Source organism: Micromonospora sp. NPDC049051 (assembly GCF_043197575.1).
Lineage (GTDB): Bacteria > Actinomycetota > Actinomycetes > Mycobacteriales > Micromonosporaceae > Micromonospora.
The window spans coordinates 1500500-1517949 of record NZ_JBICTL010000001.1; the positions used below are offsets into that span (position 1 = coordinate 1500500).

General features: G+C 69.4%; 14 protein-coding genes and 1 pseudogene. 13 read left to right on the plus strand and 2 right to left on the minus strand.

All coding sequences use genetic code 11. The features are described from left to right. Positions 1-7: 7 nt before the first annotated feature. Entirely contained in the window at positions 8-589 is a 582-nt protein-coding gene (locus ACGFIR_RS07140; protein WP_393143650.1) for an acyltransferase, read from the plus strand. A gap of 71 nt (positions 590-660) precedes the next feature. After that, positions 661-1932 (plus strand): UDP-N-acetylglucosamine 1-carboxyvinyltransferase, encoded by a 1272-nt coding sequence (gene murA, locus ACGFIR_RS07145; protein ID WP_393143652.1) that lies wholly within the window; start codon positions 661-663, stop codon positions 1930-1932. Between the two features lie 181 nt (positions 1933-2113). On the opposite strand, the gene ACGFIR_RS07150 is transcribed toward murA, so the two are convergent. Further along, on the minus strand, positions 2114-2611 hold the full coding sequence (locus tag ACGFIR_RS07150) for an NUDIX domain-containing protein (protein WP_393143654.1): 498 nt from the start codon (positions 2609-2611) through the stop codon (positions 2114-2116). A 319-nt stretch (positions 2612-2930) separates the two neighbouring features. Here ACGFIR_RS07150 and ACGFIR_RS07155 point away from each other — a divergent pair, with 319 nt between their 5' ends. The 4 genes and pseudogenes from ACGFIR_RS07155 (at position 2931) to ACGFIR_RS07170 (ending at position 5636) form a co-directional block, all read left to right on the plus strand. Further along, entirely contained in the window at positions 2931-3485 is a 555-nt protein-coding gene (locus tag ACGFIR_RS07155) for a hypothetical protein (RefSeq protein WP_393143656.1), read from the plus strand. A gap of 211 nt (positions 3486-3696) precedes the next feature. Then, on the plus strand, positions 3697-4356 hold the full coding sequence (locus ACGFIR_RS07160) for a CU044_5270 family protein (protein ID WP_393143777.1): 660 nt from the start codon (positions 3697-3699) through the stop codon (positions 4354-4356). Between the two features lie 482 nt (positions 4357-4838). Next, a pseudogene (locus ACGFIR_RS07165) lies at positions 4839-4952 on the plus strand (MarR family transcriptional regulator); the annotation flags it as partial. Between the two features lie 27 nt (positions 4953-4979). Continuing rightward, positions 4980-5636 carry a hypothetical protein gene (locus ACGFIR_RS07170; RefSeq protein WP_393143779.1) on the plus strand — a complete coding sequence of 219 codons (657 nt, stop codon included), beginning with the start codon at positions 4980-4982 and terminating at the stop codon, positions 5634-5636. 126 nt (positions 5637-5762) lie between these two features. Here ACGFIR_RS07170 and ACGFIR_RS07175 read toward each other — a convergent pair whose 3' ends face one another. Next, positions 5763-6056 (minus strand): hypothetical protein, encoded by a 294-nt coding sequence (locus ACGFIR_RS07175; protein ID WP_393143658.1) that lies wholly within the window; start codon positions 6054-6056, stop codon positions 5763-5765. Positions 6057-6754: 698 nt separating this feature from the next. On the opposite strand from ACGFIR_RS07175, the gene ACGFIR_RS07180 reads away from it, so the two are divergent. The 7 genes from ACGFIR_RS07180 to ACGFIR_RS07210 all read left to right on the plus strand — a co-directional run bounded on the left by ACGFIR_RS07180 (position 6755) and on the right by ACGFIR_RS07210 (position 17303). Next, positions 6755-7642 (plus strand): replication-relaxation family protein, encoded by an 888-nt coding sequence (locus ACGFIR_RS07180; protein ID WP_393143660.1) that lies wholly within the window; start codon positions 6755-6757, stop codon positions 7640-7642. A gap of 384 nt (positions 7643-8026) precedes the next feature. Then, complete coding sequence (locus ACGFIR_RS07185) at positions 8027-8932, plus strand: DUF2637 domain-containing protein (RefSeq protein ID WP_393143781.1); 906 nt, start codon at positions 8027-8029, stop codon at positions 8930-8932. Continuing rightward, the gene (locus tag ACGFIR_RS07190; protein ID WP_393143662.1) at positions 8929-9345 is read left to right on the plus strand and encodes a hypothetical protein; all 417 of its coding nucleotides are present in this window, start codon (positions 8929-8931) and stop codon (positions 9343-9345) included. The genes ACGFIR_RS07185 and ACGFIR_RS07190 overlap by 4 nt, the downstream gene beginning before the upstream one ends. Then, a complete protein-coding gene (locus tag ACGFIR_RS07195; protein WP_393143664.1) occupies positions 9342-10814 on the plus strand; it encodes a tyrosine-type recombinase/integrase in 1473 nt (490 codons plus the stop codon). The genes ACGFIR_RS07190 and ACGFIR_RS07195 overlap by 4 nt, the downstream gene beginning before the upstream one ends. A gap of 82 nt (positions 10815-10896) precedes the next feature. Next, positions 10897-11789 (plus strand): IS5 family transposase gene (locus ACGFIR_RS07200; RefSeq protein ID WP_393143666.1). Its coding sequence is split into 2 segments (ribosomal slippage): positions 10897-11241 and positions 11244-11789, totalling 891 coding nucleotides; the frame shifts between segments, so codons are not numbered across the junction. A gap of 790 nt (positions 11790-12579) precedes the next feature. Then, the gene (locus tag ACGFIR_RS07205; protein ID WP_392999513.1) at positions 12580-12930 is read left to right on the plus strand and encodes a CU044_2847 family protein; all 351 of its coding nucleotides are present in this window, start codon (positions 12580-12582) and stop codon (positions 12928-12930) included. A gap of 104 nt (positions 12931-13034) precedes the next feature. Next, positions 13035-17303, plus strand: coding sequence for a trypsin-like peptidase domain-containing protein (locus ACGFIR_RS07210; RefSeq protein ID WP_393143783.1), 4269 nt, complete (start codon positions 13035-13037; stop codon positions 17301-17303). Positions 17304-17450 lie beyond the last annotated feature (147 nt).

Below are 17450 nucleotides of genomic sequence, written 5' to 3' on the forward strand. Positions count from 1 at the left end.
GCGCACGTTGGACGCGCCGTTTGTTGCCGACTCGGCGGAGGTCGCCCCAGCGGCACGCATCGGCGCACGCACCCGGATTTGGCATCACACCCAGGTCGACGCGGACGTCCAGATCGGCGAGGACTGCGTACTCGGCAAAGGCGTTCACGTGGCCTCGGCAGCGGTCGTCGGCAACCGGGTCAAGATCCAGGACGGGTGCGGAGTGTTCGGAGCCACCCTCGAAGACGGTGTGATGCTCGCCCCCGGCGTCTACCTGCTGGAGGACCCGGCACCCCGAGCCACCAACCCCGCCGGCCACCTGAAAGGCCGCAACGACTGGCGGCGGGAACCGGTGACGATTCGCTACGGCGCCACCATCGGCGCCAACGCGGTCATCGCCCCAGGCGTCACCATCGGCCAGTACGCCATGGTCGGCATCGGCACCGTCGTAGGGCACGACGTGCCGGACCACGGACTCGTGATGGGCAACCCAGCCCGGCAACTCGGCTGGGCCTGCAGGTGCGGGCACGGTCTCGACGACAACCTCACCTGCCCCACCTGTGGACGGTTCTACCGCCAAGGACCGACCGGCTTGTCCCTGGCTACGTAACGGCCGACCACCCGCGACTGTCCCGCACGCGCTTGCTCAACCACCTCAAACCTCTGCTCAAGGAACGTCACATGACCGAAGTTCGCTATCGTGTCCGCCCCGCCGGGCCGCTCAACGGCACCGTCGTCGTTCAGGGGGCCAAGAACGCGGCCCTTCCCATGATCGGTGCCGCGTTGCTCGCCCGACGTGGTCAGACGGTGCTGCGCAACGTCCCCGCGATCACCGATGTCCAGCTCGCCGTCGACCTCGCCCGACTTCTCGGCGCTCACGTCGAGTACCACCCGAGCGATCGACTGCTCGTCATCGACGCCACCGAGATCACCAGCTCACGGCTGCCAGCCGATCTCACCCGTCTGTTCCGGGGCAGCGTGTTGTTCCTCGCCCCGGTGCTGCACCGCCGAGGCGAGGTAATTTTCGAGGGTGCCGGCGGCTGCGCCCTCGGCACCCGAGGGCTTGACTTCCACTACCGAGGACTCGCCCGCCTCGGTGGGCACATCGAGGAACACGGCACCACGATCAGCATCAAGGCCGGCAACCTGCGCAGCGCCGACCTCTACCTCGACACGCCCTCGCACACCGGCACCGAGAACCTCATCATGGCCGCGGCCCTGACGCCCGGCCGGACTGTCATCGAGAACGCCGCGCTGGAACCCGAAGTCCTCGACGTAGTCGCGATGCTCACGGCCATGGGCGCCCAGATCAGCGGCGCGGGAACCGGCCGCATCGTCGTCAACGGGGTCAGCGAACTCAACGCGGTCGAATACACGATCATGCCGGACCGCATGGACGCCGGCGTGCTGGCCATCGCGGCTGCCATCACCGGTGGCGCGATCAACCTCGTCGGTGGCACCGTGCTGAATCACTTCGGAGTCGCCGCGCACAAGCTCCACCAGATGGGCATCGAACTCGGCACCGCCGGGGCAGTCACCAACGTCACCCGGCCCGGTCAACTGCACCCCATCAACGTCATCACCGACACCCACCCCGGGTTCGCCACCGACCTGCAGCCCCCGCTGATGGCCCTCGCCACCCAAGCGCCCGGAACAAGCTACTTCCGTGAGCGCATCCACGACGCCCGCTACGCCCTCGCTGGTGAGCTGACCAAGCTCGGCGCGGACCTCACCGTCGACGGCGAGAAGGCCGTGGTACACGGTGGCAAGCCACTGCGCGGCGCCGAGGTCATCGCCCGAGACCTGCGGACCGGCATCGGGCTCGTACTGGCCGGACTTGTCGCCGACGGCGAAACCGTCATCGGCAACGGCACCATGATCGACCGAGGCCACGCGGACCTGACCAGCCGTTTCACCGCCCTCGGCGCCGACATGACCCGCGAGGAGTTCTGACGACAGGGCTTGCTGAGCGAGCACGAAGTCCTCCGCGATGTCGTCCTCGGCCGAGAGGTCGTGCGTAGCAGGCCACCGCGACCATCGACGCCGCCGAGGCCATCCTGACCTCGGCGGCAACCGATAGCTCTGCCACGCCTGACCTGCTACGCACACCGCGTCGTCCACACCCTCAGCCCGACTATCTATTTGAGGTCGCGACTCCATCCTCAAGGTAGACACCACCACGCCCGATCGCGGCGAGCGCCGCGACAACCCGCCGAGCCAACCGAGGGATCAACACCTCGCCCAAGCGCTCCGGCTCGACAAACTCGAACCGGTCGAGCTCATCCGGACACAGCCGCATCGTTGCAATCTGGTCCGCTGTCACCACCCCGCCGTCGAACACGAACATGAGCCCGCCGTCCCATGGCGGCCTCGCCGGCACCCAGTCGACGCACAGCAGCGCTCCTGCGGGCACCGACAGGCCCAACTCTTCCCGGATCTCGCGCGTGCAGGCGTCCGCCGGAGACTCGTCCGGCTCCACCGTTCCGCCGGGAACTTCCCACACGTCTTTGTACGTCGGGTGGACCACCAGCACCCGACCGGCTTGGTCGCGGAGGATCATGCCGGCCGCCGCACGGACCCGCGTCACGCTGGCGATGTAGGAGATGTCAGGTTCGGTCTGCGTCTCGGCCACGCGATCGACCCTACGGGCTCGCCCTTGGCGCATAGCCCCTTATCGAAGGAAGACCGGCGGCGCCGGTCCGTCGGCTGCCCGACTCTGCCGGCAACCGCTACTTCGAGCACCGCACCTTCACCACCCGCGAGACCCGCTACTGCCGCACCACCCGAGAGGCCCTCGTCCGCGTCACTGCGGACCACCTCCTGCGGGATGCCATCTAGGCGGCAGACGAATTGAACCGGGAGAGAACTTCGTGGCCTATCAACCGGGGCCTAACCACTTGCTTCGCGCAGCGCGGCTGGCGCTGTGCTCTCCGTCGGGGTCGGGGCGGCCGATGTCCCGGCAGGAGCTGGCCGACGCGGTCAACGCCTACGCGCACGCTCACACGGGATGCCGCAGCGCCGTGGACGCCCGCTACATCGGCAGGCTCGAACGTGGGGAGCATCGGTGGCCGTTTGAGCCATACCGCACGGCGTTGCGGGAGGTCCTGGGCAAGACGACCAACGCCGACCTGGGGTTCTTCATCATTCAGGGACACGCCCAAGACCCTGAAGTAAGCCCGGAGAAACCGGGACCAGAAGGTAGCTGGACATCACCTGCTCCCGGCCCCGACCCGGGCCGCCCGGTAGCGGTAGCGACGGCGGCCGGTCCGGTCATCACGGCCCGAGCGGCGGCGGTGCGTGTGACCGTGAACCTCCACGCCGAGACTGTCACCGCGATGGTCCGCCATGACGACACGACCGGCGCTGTCACGGTCTTCGCGGGACCCGTCGAAGTGCTCGTCACTCCGTCGGATGCCATGCGGAACCCCCTCGCGGCTGTGCCCGATGGGACGCCGCCCGTGTCCGGTGTTTGCCCGGCGTACCAGCTTCCGGATCGGCGGCGCTGATGACGAATGTGCGGATCACGCAGCCGGCCACGGACGGCCGGTATCCGTCGAGTCTGCGCTTTCCGGGGCTAGATCAGTCAGCAGCAGGTGGCCGAGGCTCGCAGGGACCTCGGTCGGCGGTTGGCCGCGTGGCGCGCCGAGCAGGGGCTGACGCAGATGCAGCTCGCCAAACGCGGAGGTCGGCCCGCAGCTGCGCGCGCTGACGGGCAAGATCAAGGACGCGGAGTACGACCACCTCGGCGGGCGCTACATGTACCACCACACGAAGGTTTGGGGCGATCCGCTGATGACCTCCGCCGACGGCCGTCACCAGGTCGCCTTCGCCAGCGAGACCAAGGTCTGGCAGGCCGCCGACGGGACCCGCAGCCAGATCGACACGCAGTTGGAGCCGCAGTACCCCGACCAGGAGTCCCGCGACTACTGGCAACGCAATCTGGACTCGCGTCCCGCAGTTGGCGCCGCGGCGGCTCCGGCCATGATTCCGTTGCCGCCCATGGAGCTCACGCTACCGTCGGCCGACCCGTCGCGGCTGCGCGAACTGCTCAAGGTCGAGTACGGGCCGGGCGCGGCGAGCAAGGAGGTCAGCACTCTCTATGCGAAGTTCGTCATACCGCGTGCGGTCCGAGCGGAGATCCTGCGGGTCCTCGCCGATGTGTCCGGCTTCCGCTGGCGGGGACGGGTGACGGATCGCGCCGGTCGGGACGGGGTCGCCGTCACCTTCGACGACCGCGAACACGACGCGCAGTCTCTGCTGATCTTCGACCCGAAGACGGGTGAGCTGCTCGCCCACGAGCGACTGACGCTGTCGCCCGTGCGGATCAGCGCGTACCAGGTGATCCTCGATGTCGCCTGGACTGATCGGACGGGTTGAACGGCAAACTCCGGGTCCGCTCCTTCCGGGAGCGGCCCCGCCGCCATTTTGGGTGCCAGAGCTGTGGCCGGACAGGCCGCGCACGTTGTTACTTCAAGTAACGATCGTGTCGATGTGTGGCGTATCATCGCCTAGTCGGGACGGGTTTGTCGCGCGCCCTCTGGAGGTCAGCGCCGCAGTACGGCACCGACTGTAGAGATCAACTATTGGTGGTCTGATTTGACCGTAGCCGCGTTTTCTGTCCTCGGCTCTTCGGCTGATTCACTGAACAGTGATCTCCAAAATCAGCCCCGAAACCACGGTTTGGGTATGTGGGTGCTCGCACGGTCCGTTGACGCCTCGCCCAACGGCCCACGGCGAGCGCTGTCTCCCATCACGGCGGTCCCGGCTACGGATCTCCCGGCCGGAACATCGACCACTCTCTGTTGCGGCTGTGGGAAACAGGATGTTGGACCGCCGGTACGCGGAGGGATCATCGGAGGATGGGAGACCAGGGTGCCACGCGGCGGTTGTCCCCGCGGCGGTGGCGGATCCTGTCGTACCTCGCGCAGCACGGTTCCGCGTCAACGCTGGACGTGGCGCTTGTCTGCGCGGTGTCGCGGCTGACGGCCCACCGGGACCTGGTGTGGCTGCACGAGGCGGGACTGGTGAACCGCGAGCGCTCGCCGGAGGACCGCACCCACACCTGGTGGTATGGAGTCACGGCCGAAGGGACAGAGGTGCTCCGCCGCGCCCTGACGGCGTCAGGGCGGCCGGTTCCGCTGCGGTTGGGTCAGCGGTCCTCCGGTCGGGCGGATGCTCTGCTGTTCCTGCCGTTGGTCGAGGTGTCGCGGCGTAACCCGGGGCGGTGCGAGCTGTTCCAGTGGCTGGCGACGATGGAAACCTCGTCGTGGTTGCGGCAGCACGACCTGGCGCAGCTGCGGGCCGACGGCTACGGCGTATGGCTGCAGGACGGGCGGTGCCTGCGGTTCCTGGTACACGTCGATCGTGGCCCGCTCGGCGACGTTGTCGCCGAGCACGAGCGGCCGGCGTCAGGGCTGGGTGGATTGTTGGCTGGCTACCGGCGTGCGAACCGGCTGGTGCCGGTCGGGGCGGTTCTGGTGATCGCTCAGGACGCCGAGCGGGAGGAACGGCTGCGGGCCGACCTGCTCCGCGAGCCACTGCGGAACGCTGTCGCCACGACCACGCAGCAGTTGTTGTATCGCCACTGGCCGAACGAGCAGGTATGGCAGGTACCGGGCGAGAACGGCAGGCGTCGCCTCATCGAGGTCGGACCCTGACCGCACTACGTCACGATTCCCGGGCCCGCCGCCAACGCCACCGGCATGGTGCTGGACCTTACCGACGGCGTTCCCGAGTGGCAGACAGCCGTCAAGCGCGGCGACCGCGACGGCTTGGAGCTCGCTCTACCGCGCCTGCATGAGCCAGCTCTCGATGGCTGTGAAGTCGTGCTCGGTCAGCCCGCGACGGGGGTCGACTCGATGTAGCAGGGCCGGGGCGTGGTGATGAGTCGATACCCACTGCTGATCGGCGTGGGAGATCTCGTCGTCGATCCAGACGAAGGGGCGTCTCTGCGCCCATTCGACCGGCCCATGGGTCTTCCAGTGCAGGACGCCAACCTCGTCGGAGCCGGGCCAGTCCACGACGGGCAGGGTCGGTAGCCCGAGCAGCGGTGCGAGTACGTCGTTTGCATCGCTCATCCAGGTCGTCGCCCACACCAGATCACGTGGCAGGGCCTTCAGCCGGGGCCGTGTTTCGGATTGACCTTGTGCATCAAGGGATGGGCGTCGGCCGGTAGGGCGGGTGCCTGGGTGTGGCCATGCGGCATGCCCGGCTGAGCGCCGTGGGTGTGTCGAGCGGGATGAGGGTGCCGTCCACGTCAAGGAACAGCAACGGACGCGGCGCAGGGTCGGACATGACCCAAGAGGCTAGCCCCCACCCCGCCACCGGCTACCTCCGCGCTTTCCCAAGGCCATTCGTTCCGCTGCTGCTCCGTGCCGGCAGGCGTGCGCCACCGACGGCGACCACGGCAGGGGCGGCGCCGGGATGCGTCTCACCGGATCCATTCCGCTCCGACGGCGCCGGTGACCCGACCACGCCATCAGCACCACATTCCACACCCTCAACCAAGGAGTTCTCGTGCTTTCGCCGACACCTTCACCTACTGCCGCAGGCATTGGCAGTGACGACTTCCGGCTTGATCCCCGTGCGGGGGTCGGGCTTGGCGTCAGCGTTGACGTCAGTCTTCAGCCGGACCCCCGAACCGACCCCCTGTTCCCTCTCACACCGCAGGTCAGCGCCTCTGCCAGCGTCGTCGGCTTGTCCTGCGACAGACCCTGCCTGGTCTCGGGTCTCTCCCCCTGGGCAGCGGCATCCGCTCGCAGGGAGGTGGTGGCTGGTGGATGATCCGGTTCTGCGGGTCCAGTCCCAGCTGACCGGCCGCGATCGGGTGCTGCTGGGCTGGTTGTACGACCACGGTGTGCTGACCTCGTTCCAGATCGCCCAGGCGCTGTTCCCGTCGCTGGACTTCTGCCAGCGCCGGCTGCGCACGCTGTACGGGTTGCGGCTGGTGGCCCGGTTCCGGCCGCAGCGCGCCGACGGCGGCTCGTACCCGTACCACTACCTCATCGACCAGCTCGGCGCCGAGGTTGTCGCCGCCGGCCGCGACGAGCGCCCACCTCGGCGTGACCACGCCCGTATCCAGCGGCGGCGGTGGACATCCAGCCGTACGCTCGCTCACCGGCTCGGCGTGAACGGCTTCTTCACCCAGCTCGCCGGCTATGCCCGCACCCATCCCGACGCCGAACTCAGCGAGTGGTGGCCGGAGGCGGTGTGCCAGCGGGCCGGCACGTTCACCCGGCCGGACGATCCGGGTCTGGTGCGTGGCTACCAGCCGCGGGTCCGCCCGGACGGCTACGGCCTGTGGGCGGAGAACGGCGTCACCGTGCCGTTCTTCGTCGAGTACGACACCGGCGGCGAGCAGCTGTCGGTCCTGGTCGGCAAGCTGGCCGGCTACCGGGAGCTGTTCGCCACGATCGGGCGGGCGTGGCCGGTGCTGTTCTGGCTGCACTCCGCTGCCCGCGAGCGGAACCTGCGCCGCCTGCTCGCCGACACGCCGCAGCGGATTCCCGTCGCCACCGGTGTCCGCGATCAGGCCGTGTCGGCGGGGCTGTGTCCCGCTGAGGCGGTCTGGCTCCTGCCCGGCGGGGGAGGGCAGCGGTGGCGTCTGGCCGACCTGGCCGCTTATGTCGTCGGTGACCAGGACCACCCGGGCGAGGCGGCGTGAGGGCCGGCAGCGGCCAAGCGGCCGCAGACGATACCTTGCCTGCGCGCAGGACAGCAATATCTGGCCACTCTCACTGTTCTGTCAGTGTCCGGTCGGCTGCGGCTGACCGAGCGGTGAGAGCGGCGGACCGTTCCGTCTGCGGCGGGACGGAGGTATGGTCCCGCGCCTCCTGCGGCCGGTCCACGACTGGCGGCTGGCCCGCCTTCGTCGCGGTCCGGGACGGGGATGCCCGGACCGGCCTCACTACCGGGTCCGGCGCGGCTGGCGGACCAGGCTTCGCAGCGGTCCGGTCCGGGGAGGTGGTCCGCCACGACACCACCAGCGTCTGACCCGACCCCTGGTCCGCGCTCGAGTCGGGTCGAGGGCGGCGTTCAGATCGTGATCATGCTGGCCATCGGTGGGGCGGCTGGTGCGGCCAGCTTCACCCACGTCCACAACGTCGCCGCCGCCCACGGACAACCCGGCTGGCTGGCCTGGGCCGACGCGATCGTGCTAGAGCTGATGTCCATCGCCTCCGGCCTGGAGCTACGCCGCCGCAAACGCGCCCACACCTCGACCGTGTTCCCCGCGACCGTGCTGGCCTGCGCGGTCACACTGTCTCTCGCCGCGCAGGTCGTCGAGGCCGAACCGTCTCCGATCGGCTGGATCGCCGCGGCCGTGCCCGCGCTCGGTTTCCTCGTCATGGTCAAGGTCGCCCTCGGATACGCCAGCACCACGACCTCACCCGACAGTCCCCAGATCGCAGACCATCTGCCGGACCGGACCGCGCAGGCTTCGCCTCCCAGCGGAGCGGCCGAGCGGACGCGGTCCGGCGGTACGGCGGGGGAGCGGTCTGCCGCGCGGACGGTCGGCCTATCGGATGCCGCCCATCAACCTCGCGGACGCGACCGCCGTCACCGCAAAGCAGGCAGGGGACGGTCCGCGCAGCACTCCGGCGACGTGACCGAGCTGCTGCCGGCGGCGCGACGCGTCCGGGACCGACTCACTGCGGACGGGCAGCCGCTGACCCGGGCAGCGCTCGCCGAAGCCCTCCGAGCAACGGGCTACACCGTGTCCAACACCCGGGTATCCGAACTCCTCAAGATCCTCAAAGCTGAGGCGGCCCCGGCGCCCGAACCACAAGATGCTCCGACTCCACCGGTGAGCCCGACGCCACGACCACCGTCAAGCCGGCAGCGAGCGGCGGACGCCACCGCGCCGGACAGCGCTGGACAGCCCCGACCCACGAGCTCTGCGCCTCTCGAACCCATGAATCTCAGACCGAACGGGCAGGAGAACCCCGAACCATGAGCACCGACGTGAATCCAGCTGAGCAGACCTCCGACACCACGACAGACATCACTCTCGCCGCAGTCGCGCCGGCCGCCCACGAGGTGTGGACCGTCAATCGTGTCCGCGCCCTCGGCGTGACCACCACCCTCGCCACCGCCGCGTCCGTCCTCAGGATCAGCCGATCCCAGGCATACCGGCTCGCCGCCACCGACGCCTTCCCCACACCGCTGATCCGCGCCGGCCGCCGCATCATCGTCCCCGTCGCCGGTCTCCTCCAGCTCCTCTTGGTCGACAACCCGGCTCCGGCCGTTGGCGGTCGGCGACTTGATCCGGACGTGAAGGTGAGCGTGGATGCGACGACCGCGCCACCAGCGGATTCCACCCACCACCGCTGGCGGCACCGTACCGAGCATCCAGGAGACGATGAGTGAAGGGGTCCACCTTCAAACGCTGCGGCTGCCGCGACAGCGTCACGGGCCGGCGACTGGGACGCTCCTGTCCCCAGCTTCGCCGGCCCGGCGGCGGCTGGTCCCGCAACCACGGCCAATGGCACTGGCAGATCGAACTCCCCGCCCGCGCCGACGGCACCCGCCGACCGCTACGCCACGGCCCCTACCCCAACCAATCGGACGCCGACGCAGTCCTAGACCGCATCCGCGCCGCGCTCGCCGTACCCGACCCCACCGACCCCCACGCCTCCGTCAAAACCGGCGACCTCATCGAAACCGCCGTCAAGACCGGCGCACCCATCCCCACCCCCGACCAGATCCGCCGGGCGCTGCACCTCGACATCACCCCCACCGAACTGCCCACCATGCAGGCGTACCTGACCGACTGGCTCGCCGGACGCAAGAACATCAAGACAGGCACCCTGCGCTCCTACGAAGGACACATCCGCCTGTACCTCATCCCGCACCTCGGCCACCTGCGCATCGACCGGCTCCGCCCCGGCCACATCGACGCCATGTACGACGCCATCGCCGAACGCAACACCACCATCGCCACCCTGCGCGCCAGCCGCAACCAAGCGAAACGCGACCAGGTCAAGAACCAGCGCATCGTCGGCAATCGGACCCTGCACGTCATCCACGCCACCCTCCGCAAGGCCCTCAACGACGCGATACGCCGCCACCGCTACATCGACACCAACCCCGCCCTCATGATCGAACTACCCACAGCCCGACCACCCAAGCCCACCGTCTGGACCGAGCAACGCATCCGCACCTGGCGCGACACCGGAAAGACCCCCAGCCCCGTCATGATCTGGACGCCCGAACACACCGGCAGATTCCTCGACCACACCCACGACGCCAACGACCGCCTCTACGCCCTCTACCACCTGATCACCTTCACTGGCCTGCGCCGAGGCGAAGCCTGCGGCCTGCACTGGGACGACCTCGACCTCGACGCCGTCACCCTCACCGTCCGCTGGCAACTCGTCCAACACGGCTGGGCCACCGCCATCGACACCCCCAAAACCACCGACAGCGAAGCCGCGGTCGCCCTCGACACCGAGACCGTCGCGGTGCTGCGCGTCCACCGCACCCGGCAACACCGCGAACGCCTCGCCGCCGGTGCCGCCTGGACCAAGACCGGCCTGGTCTTCACCACCCCGACCGGCGGCCGGCTTCACCCCGCCGACGTCACCGACCACTTCCATCACCTCGCCACCCAAGCCGGACTACCACCCATCCGGCTCCACGACCTTCGCCACGGCGCCGCCACCATGGGCCTCGCCGCCGGCGTCCAAATGAAAGTCATCTCCAACCGACTCCGCCACTCAAGCCCCCACTTCACCGCCAAGTTCTACGGCGACGTCCTACCGGAACTCTCACACGCCGCCGCCGAAGCAACCGCATCCGTCGTCCCGCGTCGACGTGGTACGGCAAGGCTGGCGTAATTCGCAGGTGGTCCGCGGTCGTCAACGTAGGGCCAGCTAGGTTCTGTCTTGCGGATCATGAGTCTCGCTCGTTAAGCCTGGTATGGCGCGAGGTGACCTCACGAACCACGAGTGGGCTGTGTTGGCGCCATTGTTGCCGGCGCAGCCCGTGCGGGGCGGCCGGTGGCGGGATCATCGGCAGGTCATCAACGCGATCTGCTGGGTGAAACGCACCGGCTCGCCGTGGCGGGACCTGCCGGAACGGTACGGGTCATGGAAAACCGCTCACGGACGGTTCAGCCGATGGGCGGCCGACGGGACGTGGGCCCGGTTGAAGGCCCACGTCATCGCCCTGGCCGAGTTAGACGACGGCATCGACTGGAACGCCCAGGTCGACGCCACCCTCGTGCGTGCCCACCAGCATGCCGCCGGTGCCCGTAAAGGGGGCTGACCCGTGAGGAGCCGCGGGCAGCACAGGCCATCGGCCGATCGCGGGGTGGTCTCACCACGAAGATCCACACCCTGGCCGACGGGCGTGGCCGTTCCCTGGCCACCCGGATCACTCCTGGTCAGGCGGCCGACACCCGCCAGTTGATCCCGCTGCTGGAACAGATCCGGGTGCCCCGCCCCGGCGGCGTGGGCCGACCCCGTAAGCGGCCAGACTCGCTCACCGGCGACAAGGCGTACTCCTCCCGAGCGAACCGGACCGCACTGCGGGACAAGCGCATCACCACAGTCATCCCCGAGCCCAACGACCAGATCGCCAACCGGAAGCGGCAAGGACGACGCGGCGGCCGACCCCCGACGTTCGACCCGGTCGCCTACCGACGCCATAACCAGGTCGAACGGGGCTTCAACCGGCGCAAACACTGGCGAGGACTCGCCACCCGATACGACAAGTTGGCCGCCAACTTCCAGGCCACCCTCGACCTGGTCGAAACCCTCGACTGGCTACGCGCCATCCCCGACGACCAAGATCCGCGAGACAGAACCTAGCCGAATTAATGCGCCCGTCAGCCGGGCTCCCTCAGCCTCGTCATGTTCGGGCGCTGCCATCCCGCCGACGGACTTGGCGCAGCAGTGGGTGCTCCTCGGGTGCTCGGGCGGCGTGGACGGGCTCGCAACGGGTGGACCGAATGGGACGCTGTCTCGAGCAGACAGGGCCACAACCGCGACCAGATGGACTCAAGTGACCCGACCGGACGTAACGACTTAGCCAAGACCAATCTCTTAATCCGCGGGTTCGGGGTTCGAGTCCCTGGCGGCGCACCAGCAATAGAGGCTCCGGCCTGGTGGTTCACACCAGGTCGGGGCCTTTTTCGTGTACGCCGGTGGTGGGTGGTCCGCGCGGTGGGTGCTCGGGAGCCGTTGGACCCGTCCGGCACTGGCGGGGACCGGGGGCAGGCCGCGCGGACGGTCGCACACCACTGGCTCTTGCCCGGCACGGAGTCGATGGGCCCGTGCAGAGGGTCACCACGAATCGCACCGCCGCGACAACGCGTCTTCGGATGAACCGTTCAGCGGTATCAGTGAGCAGACCGAATGCCCTGTTGATCCAAGGGTGTTCCACGCTGGCGACTGACCGGACGATTACTGGTGCGGTCTGTAAGCTGCCCGCCTTTCGGATGGCGGCATCCGCACTGCGACTTCGCAGCTCGAAAGGGCTGGGCAAGTTCAGCCGCGGGGCGGCCTGCGACCCGGAAGTTCGCTGCGGCCGCTCGGATTCTTGCGTCCGTCGACAATGCTAGCTTCGGACACTCGGTGGTCATCGGAGGGATCTGATCAAGTGGCGTTCTATGTTGAAGTACCCCTGCCCGACGGCTCGGTCGTGCTCGCTGAAGTGACCGAGCAGGTGGAGGGAGTTGTTTCAGCAGGTCGAGCGGGCGACGTCGTGGGTCGCGTGACCGAGTCGTTCGAGGAGTCCTTCGCCCGGTTCCGCACGATGGCCGCCGGGGTGGTCCGGCAGGCGTGGAACCAGGCCCACCCGCCCGAGCGGGTGGCCATCGAGATGGGTGTCAAGGTGACTGCCAAGGGCAAACTGGTGCTGGCCGAGACCGGGGTCGAGGGACAGTTGAAGGTCCTTTTCGAATGGCAACGGAGCGGAGTCACGCCGGGGGGATCGGCTGACGACGAGTGAGCCGACCCCCATCAGAGCAAGATCGCCTGCCCATGCTCGATGGCGTTTCCGCGTATCCGCTGCGTGCGTCGATCGTCCGTATCCTCGACGCGGACAGGAACGGCATGGGACTCGGCCTACTGGTCGGTCCCCGCGAGGTGGTGACGTGCGCCCATGTCGTAGCGCGAGCATTGGGACTGCCGGAACGGTTTCCCGAGGCGTCGGCCTCGGTGCCTGACGCCCCGGTTCTGCTGGAGTTCCCGCTCCTTACCAAGGACCGTATTCTCACCGCTCGGGTCGAGATCTGGCAGCCGATCGCCGAAGACGAATCAGGCGATGTGGCGGGACTGCGACTGTATGGCGCCCTGCCCGAGGGCGTCCATCCCACACCGTTGGCGCGCTCGGCCGAAGTCAGTGGCCACGGATTCGTGGCCTACGGCAGCTCCGCGCGGGACACGGTGGGCATCGGCACGTGGGTCGTCGGCGAGATTCGAGGCGTCGTCCGGCACGGCTGGCTTCAACTCGCACCCGACGCCACCGCAGACGCGCCACGGGTGGAGCCTGGGTTCAGCGGCACCCCACTCTGGGACCGCCACCGTGGGCAGGTCGTGGGCCTGGTGCGCGCGGTACGGCGACATCGGGGTGTGGCGGTCGAGGGATTCGCACTGCCCGCTGACACGGTGCTCACCGCATGGCCACTGCTGGCCGACCGCGTCCGCGCCGCTTGTCCGTTCCGGATGCTCACACCGTTCGAAGAGTCCGACGCCGGCAACTTCCACGGACGCGAACGCCTGATCGACCGGACGGTCGCGGCCATCTCGGCCGGTCGCGTCTGCCTGGTGAGAGGCGCGTCCGGAGCCGGCAAGACGTCACTGCTGCACGCGGGCATCGTGCCCGCCCTGCGCGGACGGGACGGGTACCTTCCGGTCGTGGTTCGCCCGGCGGCCCGCAGCGATCCATGGCTGGCGCTCGCGTCGGCGATGGAGCGGCTGGTCGCCCCCGGGCGGGAGCCGGCGGAAGCGCTGGAGGCGGAGGGGAGGGTCGCCGCGTTACTCAGGGACGCACCGCCCGAGGACTACGTCCACGGGGTGCTCCACCGACTCCGGTACAGCTGCCTGGTTCTCATCATCGACCAGTTCGAGGAGTTGTCGGCGGCGGATCCGACGACCGCCCGGCGCTTCCTCGCCATGCTGGTGCGCCTGGCCGAGGTCGGCGCGTCCCAACGACCGCCGGACGTCCGGCTGGTCATCGCCTCGCGTACCGATGTGCTGGCCGACCTCACCGGCACGTCCCCGGACGGTGACGGCTCCGCGGCCGTGCAAGGGCTCGCCCGTGTGGCGCCCACCGTCATCGACGTCAACCCCATGGACACCGAGGAACTGCACCGGGTCGTGACCGAGCCGGTGCGCGCCGCCGGGACGGTGCGATACGAGCCGGCACTGGCCGAGCGGATCATCGCCGATCTGCGCGACCAGCCGTACTGTCTTCCGGTTCTCCAGGCCACGCTGACGTACCTGTGGGAACGGCAGACCGCCGACGGACTGCTCACCCACGAGGCCTACCAGCAGAGCCAGCAGGGCGCCGGCCCGATCGCCCAGCACCTGGACGAGGTGTGGAGCCGTGACCTCGGTCCGCAGGAGCGCGAGCAGACGAGGCGTCTCGCTCTGCACCTGGCCCTGCCGCTCGAGGACGGTGGGCACGCCCGCCGCATCGCCCGCCGCGAAGAACTCGACGTGACCCAGTGGGAACTGGCCCAGGTGCTGGCCACCACCCGGATGCTGGTGCTCCGCGTCGCGGTGGACGGCAACGAGACAGTGGAATTCACGCACGACGCCCTGATGGCCCAGTGGCCCCGTCTGGCCGGGTGGCTGACCGAATCGCAAGAGCTGCTCCGGTGGCGCAGCGACGTGCGCCACCGGGTCCTCGCCTGGGCTGGTGACACCGACGACCGACCCGCATTGCTCGAAGGCACCGAGCTACGCCGGGCCGAGGCGCTGATGAACGCGGATCACGGCGACCTCAGCGTGCCGGAGCGGGAGTTCGTCCTGGCGAGCACCCGCCTACGCCGCACCGCCCGGATGATCATGGCCGCAGCCCTCACGGTCGTCCTGGTGCTGCTGTCCGGTGTGGTCGCCTCCACCGGCCTGTGGTGGTGGCGGGACCGGACGAGTAAGCAGCAGGCTGCGGCCGGGGCGGCCCACGGGCTACTGGAGCGCGCGTCGTTCACCCGGGGCGGGCGTACCGGCGCGCTGGTGGCGGCTGACGCGTTCACCCGGGCAGACACACCCAGGACCCGGGAGGCTCTGGCGGATGCCTACCGCAGCTACCGCTACGTACGGTCGGTGTCACCACCTGCGCGAAGCTGGCGCTCCGGACACGAGATGCTCACCACCAGCGCCAACCAGGAGGCCCAACTGGCCTACGACGGCGGCGGGGGCGGGGTCGAGGTGTGGCGGCTGGACACCCTGACCGCCGGCCGCCCGCCCCAGGCCGTCGTCCTGCCCACGAGGGCCAAGGCCGCTGCCATCAGTGGCGACGGGCGCACCGTCGCGACCCTGACCGACAACGTCATGACCCTGTGGGACGCGACCAACGGGAAGGCGGTGGCCCGGCGCCCGCTGGCCCGGCCGGTGGCGGACCTCTTCACCGACGGACCGGTCCGGCTCGCGCTCGACCACACCGGCACCAGCCTGGGGTACGTCGTGGGCGACACGGCAGGAGTGATCGACACTGCTACCGGCGCCGACCGAGGCGAGCGGTCCCGCCTGCCGGTGCAGCCACAGGCGCGGCACGGTGCGTCGCTCCGCCTCGGTCCGGACGGCCGCCTCGGCGTCGTCACGTACGACGACAGGAACAGCATCCGCTACGGACTCTTCCGGCCGTCCCAGGGGCCGGTGACCCCGATGGCAGCCGGCACCCAGGTCGTCGGCTCCCTTCCGGACGGCTCCGAGCTTGTGCTGTGCCGCCCCCGGAAAGGGCGCGGCGGCTCGGTCCAGCGGGTGGACTATCTGCTGCTCAACCTGGAGACAGGTCGTGAGCGGGCCCTGCTCGCCGACGTACCCAGATCCGTGGACCCGAGCTACTGTGCCTACGCCGCGGTGGATCTGGCACAAGGGTTCACTGCCCTGCTCGAGAACGGACCGTTCGAGGAAGGCGGCCAGCGCCTGCACCTGCTGGACGAGGCTGTCGAGATATGGGACCACCGCGCCCGCCGTCAGGTCGCCGCGTTCCCGGCACCCGTCAGCTACTTCGACGGCACCGACTCCCTCCTGCGGCTGCGGGCCGCCCCGGACGGCAGCGGCGTGTTGACCGTGAACAGCGACGGAGGGATCGCGGTGCTGGAGTTCCCCGCAGCCGACTCCGTCGACTTCGCACTGGCCTCCGCCCGAGCCGCCGCGTACGACCCGACGGACACGTTCGTCGTGGTGCAGGGGCAGGACGGGGTACTGAGCGTGTGGGACAGAGGTACCGGTCGACGACGGGCGGTGAGCACCGAGCGGGCGACGCCGGGCTGGGCCACCAGCTGGCAGCTGGGCAACTCACTCGCCTTCACCGGCGACGGCACCCTGGTCGCCACCCCGGGGACCGCACCTGGCTCGCTCGCGCTGTGGGAGACCCGGACGATGCGGCGACTGGCGACGATCGCCGTGCCGCGATGCGCCGCCACGACCGCGCTTTCCGGTTACCTGCCCTCACTGAGCTGGGCCTATTCCGGGGCGACCCTGGTGGTCATCTGCAATGGAACGACCTCGGTGTGGGACGCCCGCACCGGCGCGCCACGCGGTGCACCGTTCCGGATCGCGGACAGCCACGTACTCGCGGTGCCCCATCCGACGCGGCCGGTGTTGTTCGTCCTGACGGGACCGGACAACTCCATCGAGACGTGGAACCTTGCCGCCGGCCGCCGGGAAGGTGGCTGGCAGCCGCTCGCTGATGATCGGGGGCGGTCAGCTTACGGCCTGGCCCTGCACCCGGACGGGAGCCGCCTGGCGATCACCTACAGCGACGGCCCGCTACTGCTGCAAAGCACGGATGGCGGCCGGGACACTCGACGCTTCGAGTTGAACGGGACCAACCCGCACTGGCTCGCGACGCCGGGCCGCATCGCGTTGTCCGCGGCGGGAGGCCTCGTGGTGCAGCGCACCGAGCCCGCGCCGTTGTGGGACAGGCTGCGTGGGAACGGAGCGGCGCAGGTCGTCCTGCCGGTGGCGGGTACCGCCGAGCAGCTCTCCCCGAAGGGCGGAGAGATGCTCGTGTCCTACGACAACGCCGGGTGGGGACGCGTCAGCGCCGATCCCCGGAGTTGGCACGAGCAGGTGTGCCGGACACACGGCGGGGTCACCGAGGTCGATCGGGAGGTGCTCGACCCTATCGGTGCCGGTTCGCCCTGTTGACCGACGGCCGGCCTGCCTACGCCATCTGTAGCGACTCGCGGGGTCGACCCGCAAGCGAACCCTCAGGCCGCAATGGCCGGGACCGGGGCCGGGCGTACGGTCGGCGTGTGCGTGGGATCCGACCCGGTGGCCGGCGGGCGGGCCCCC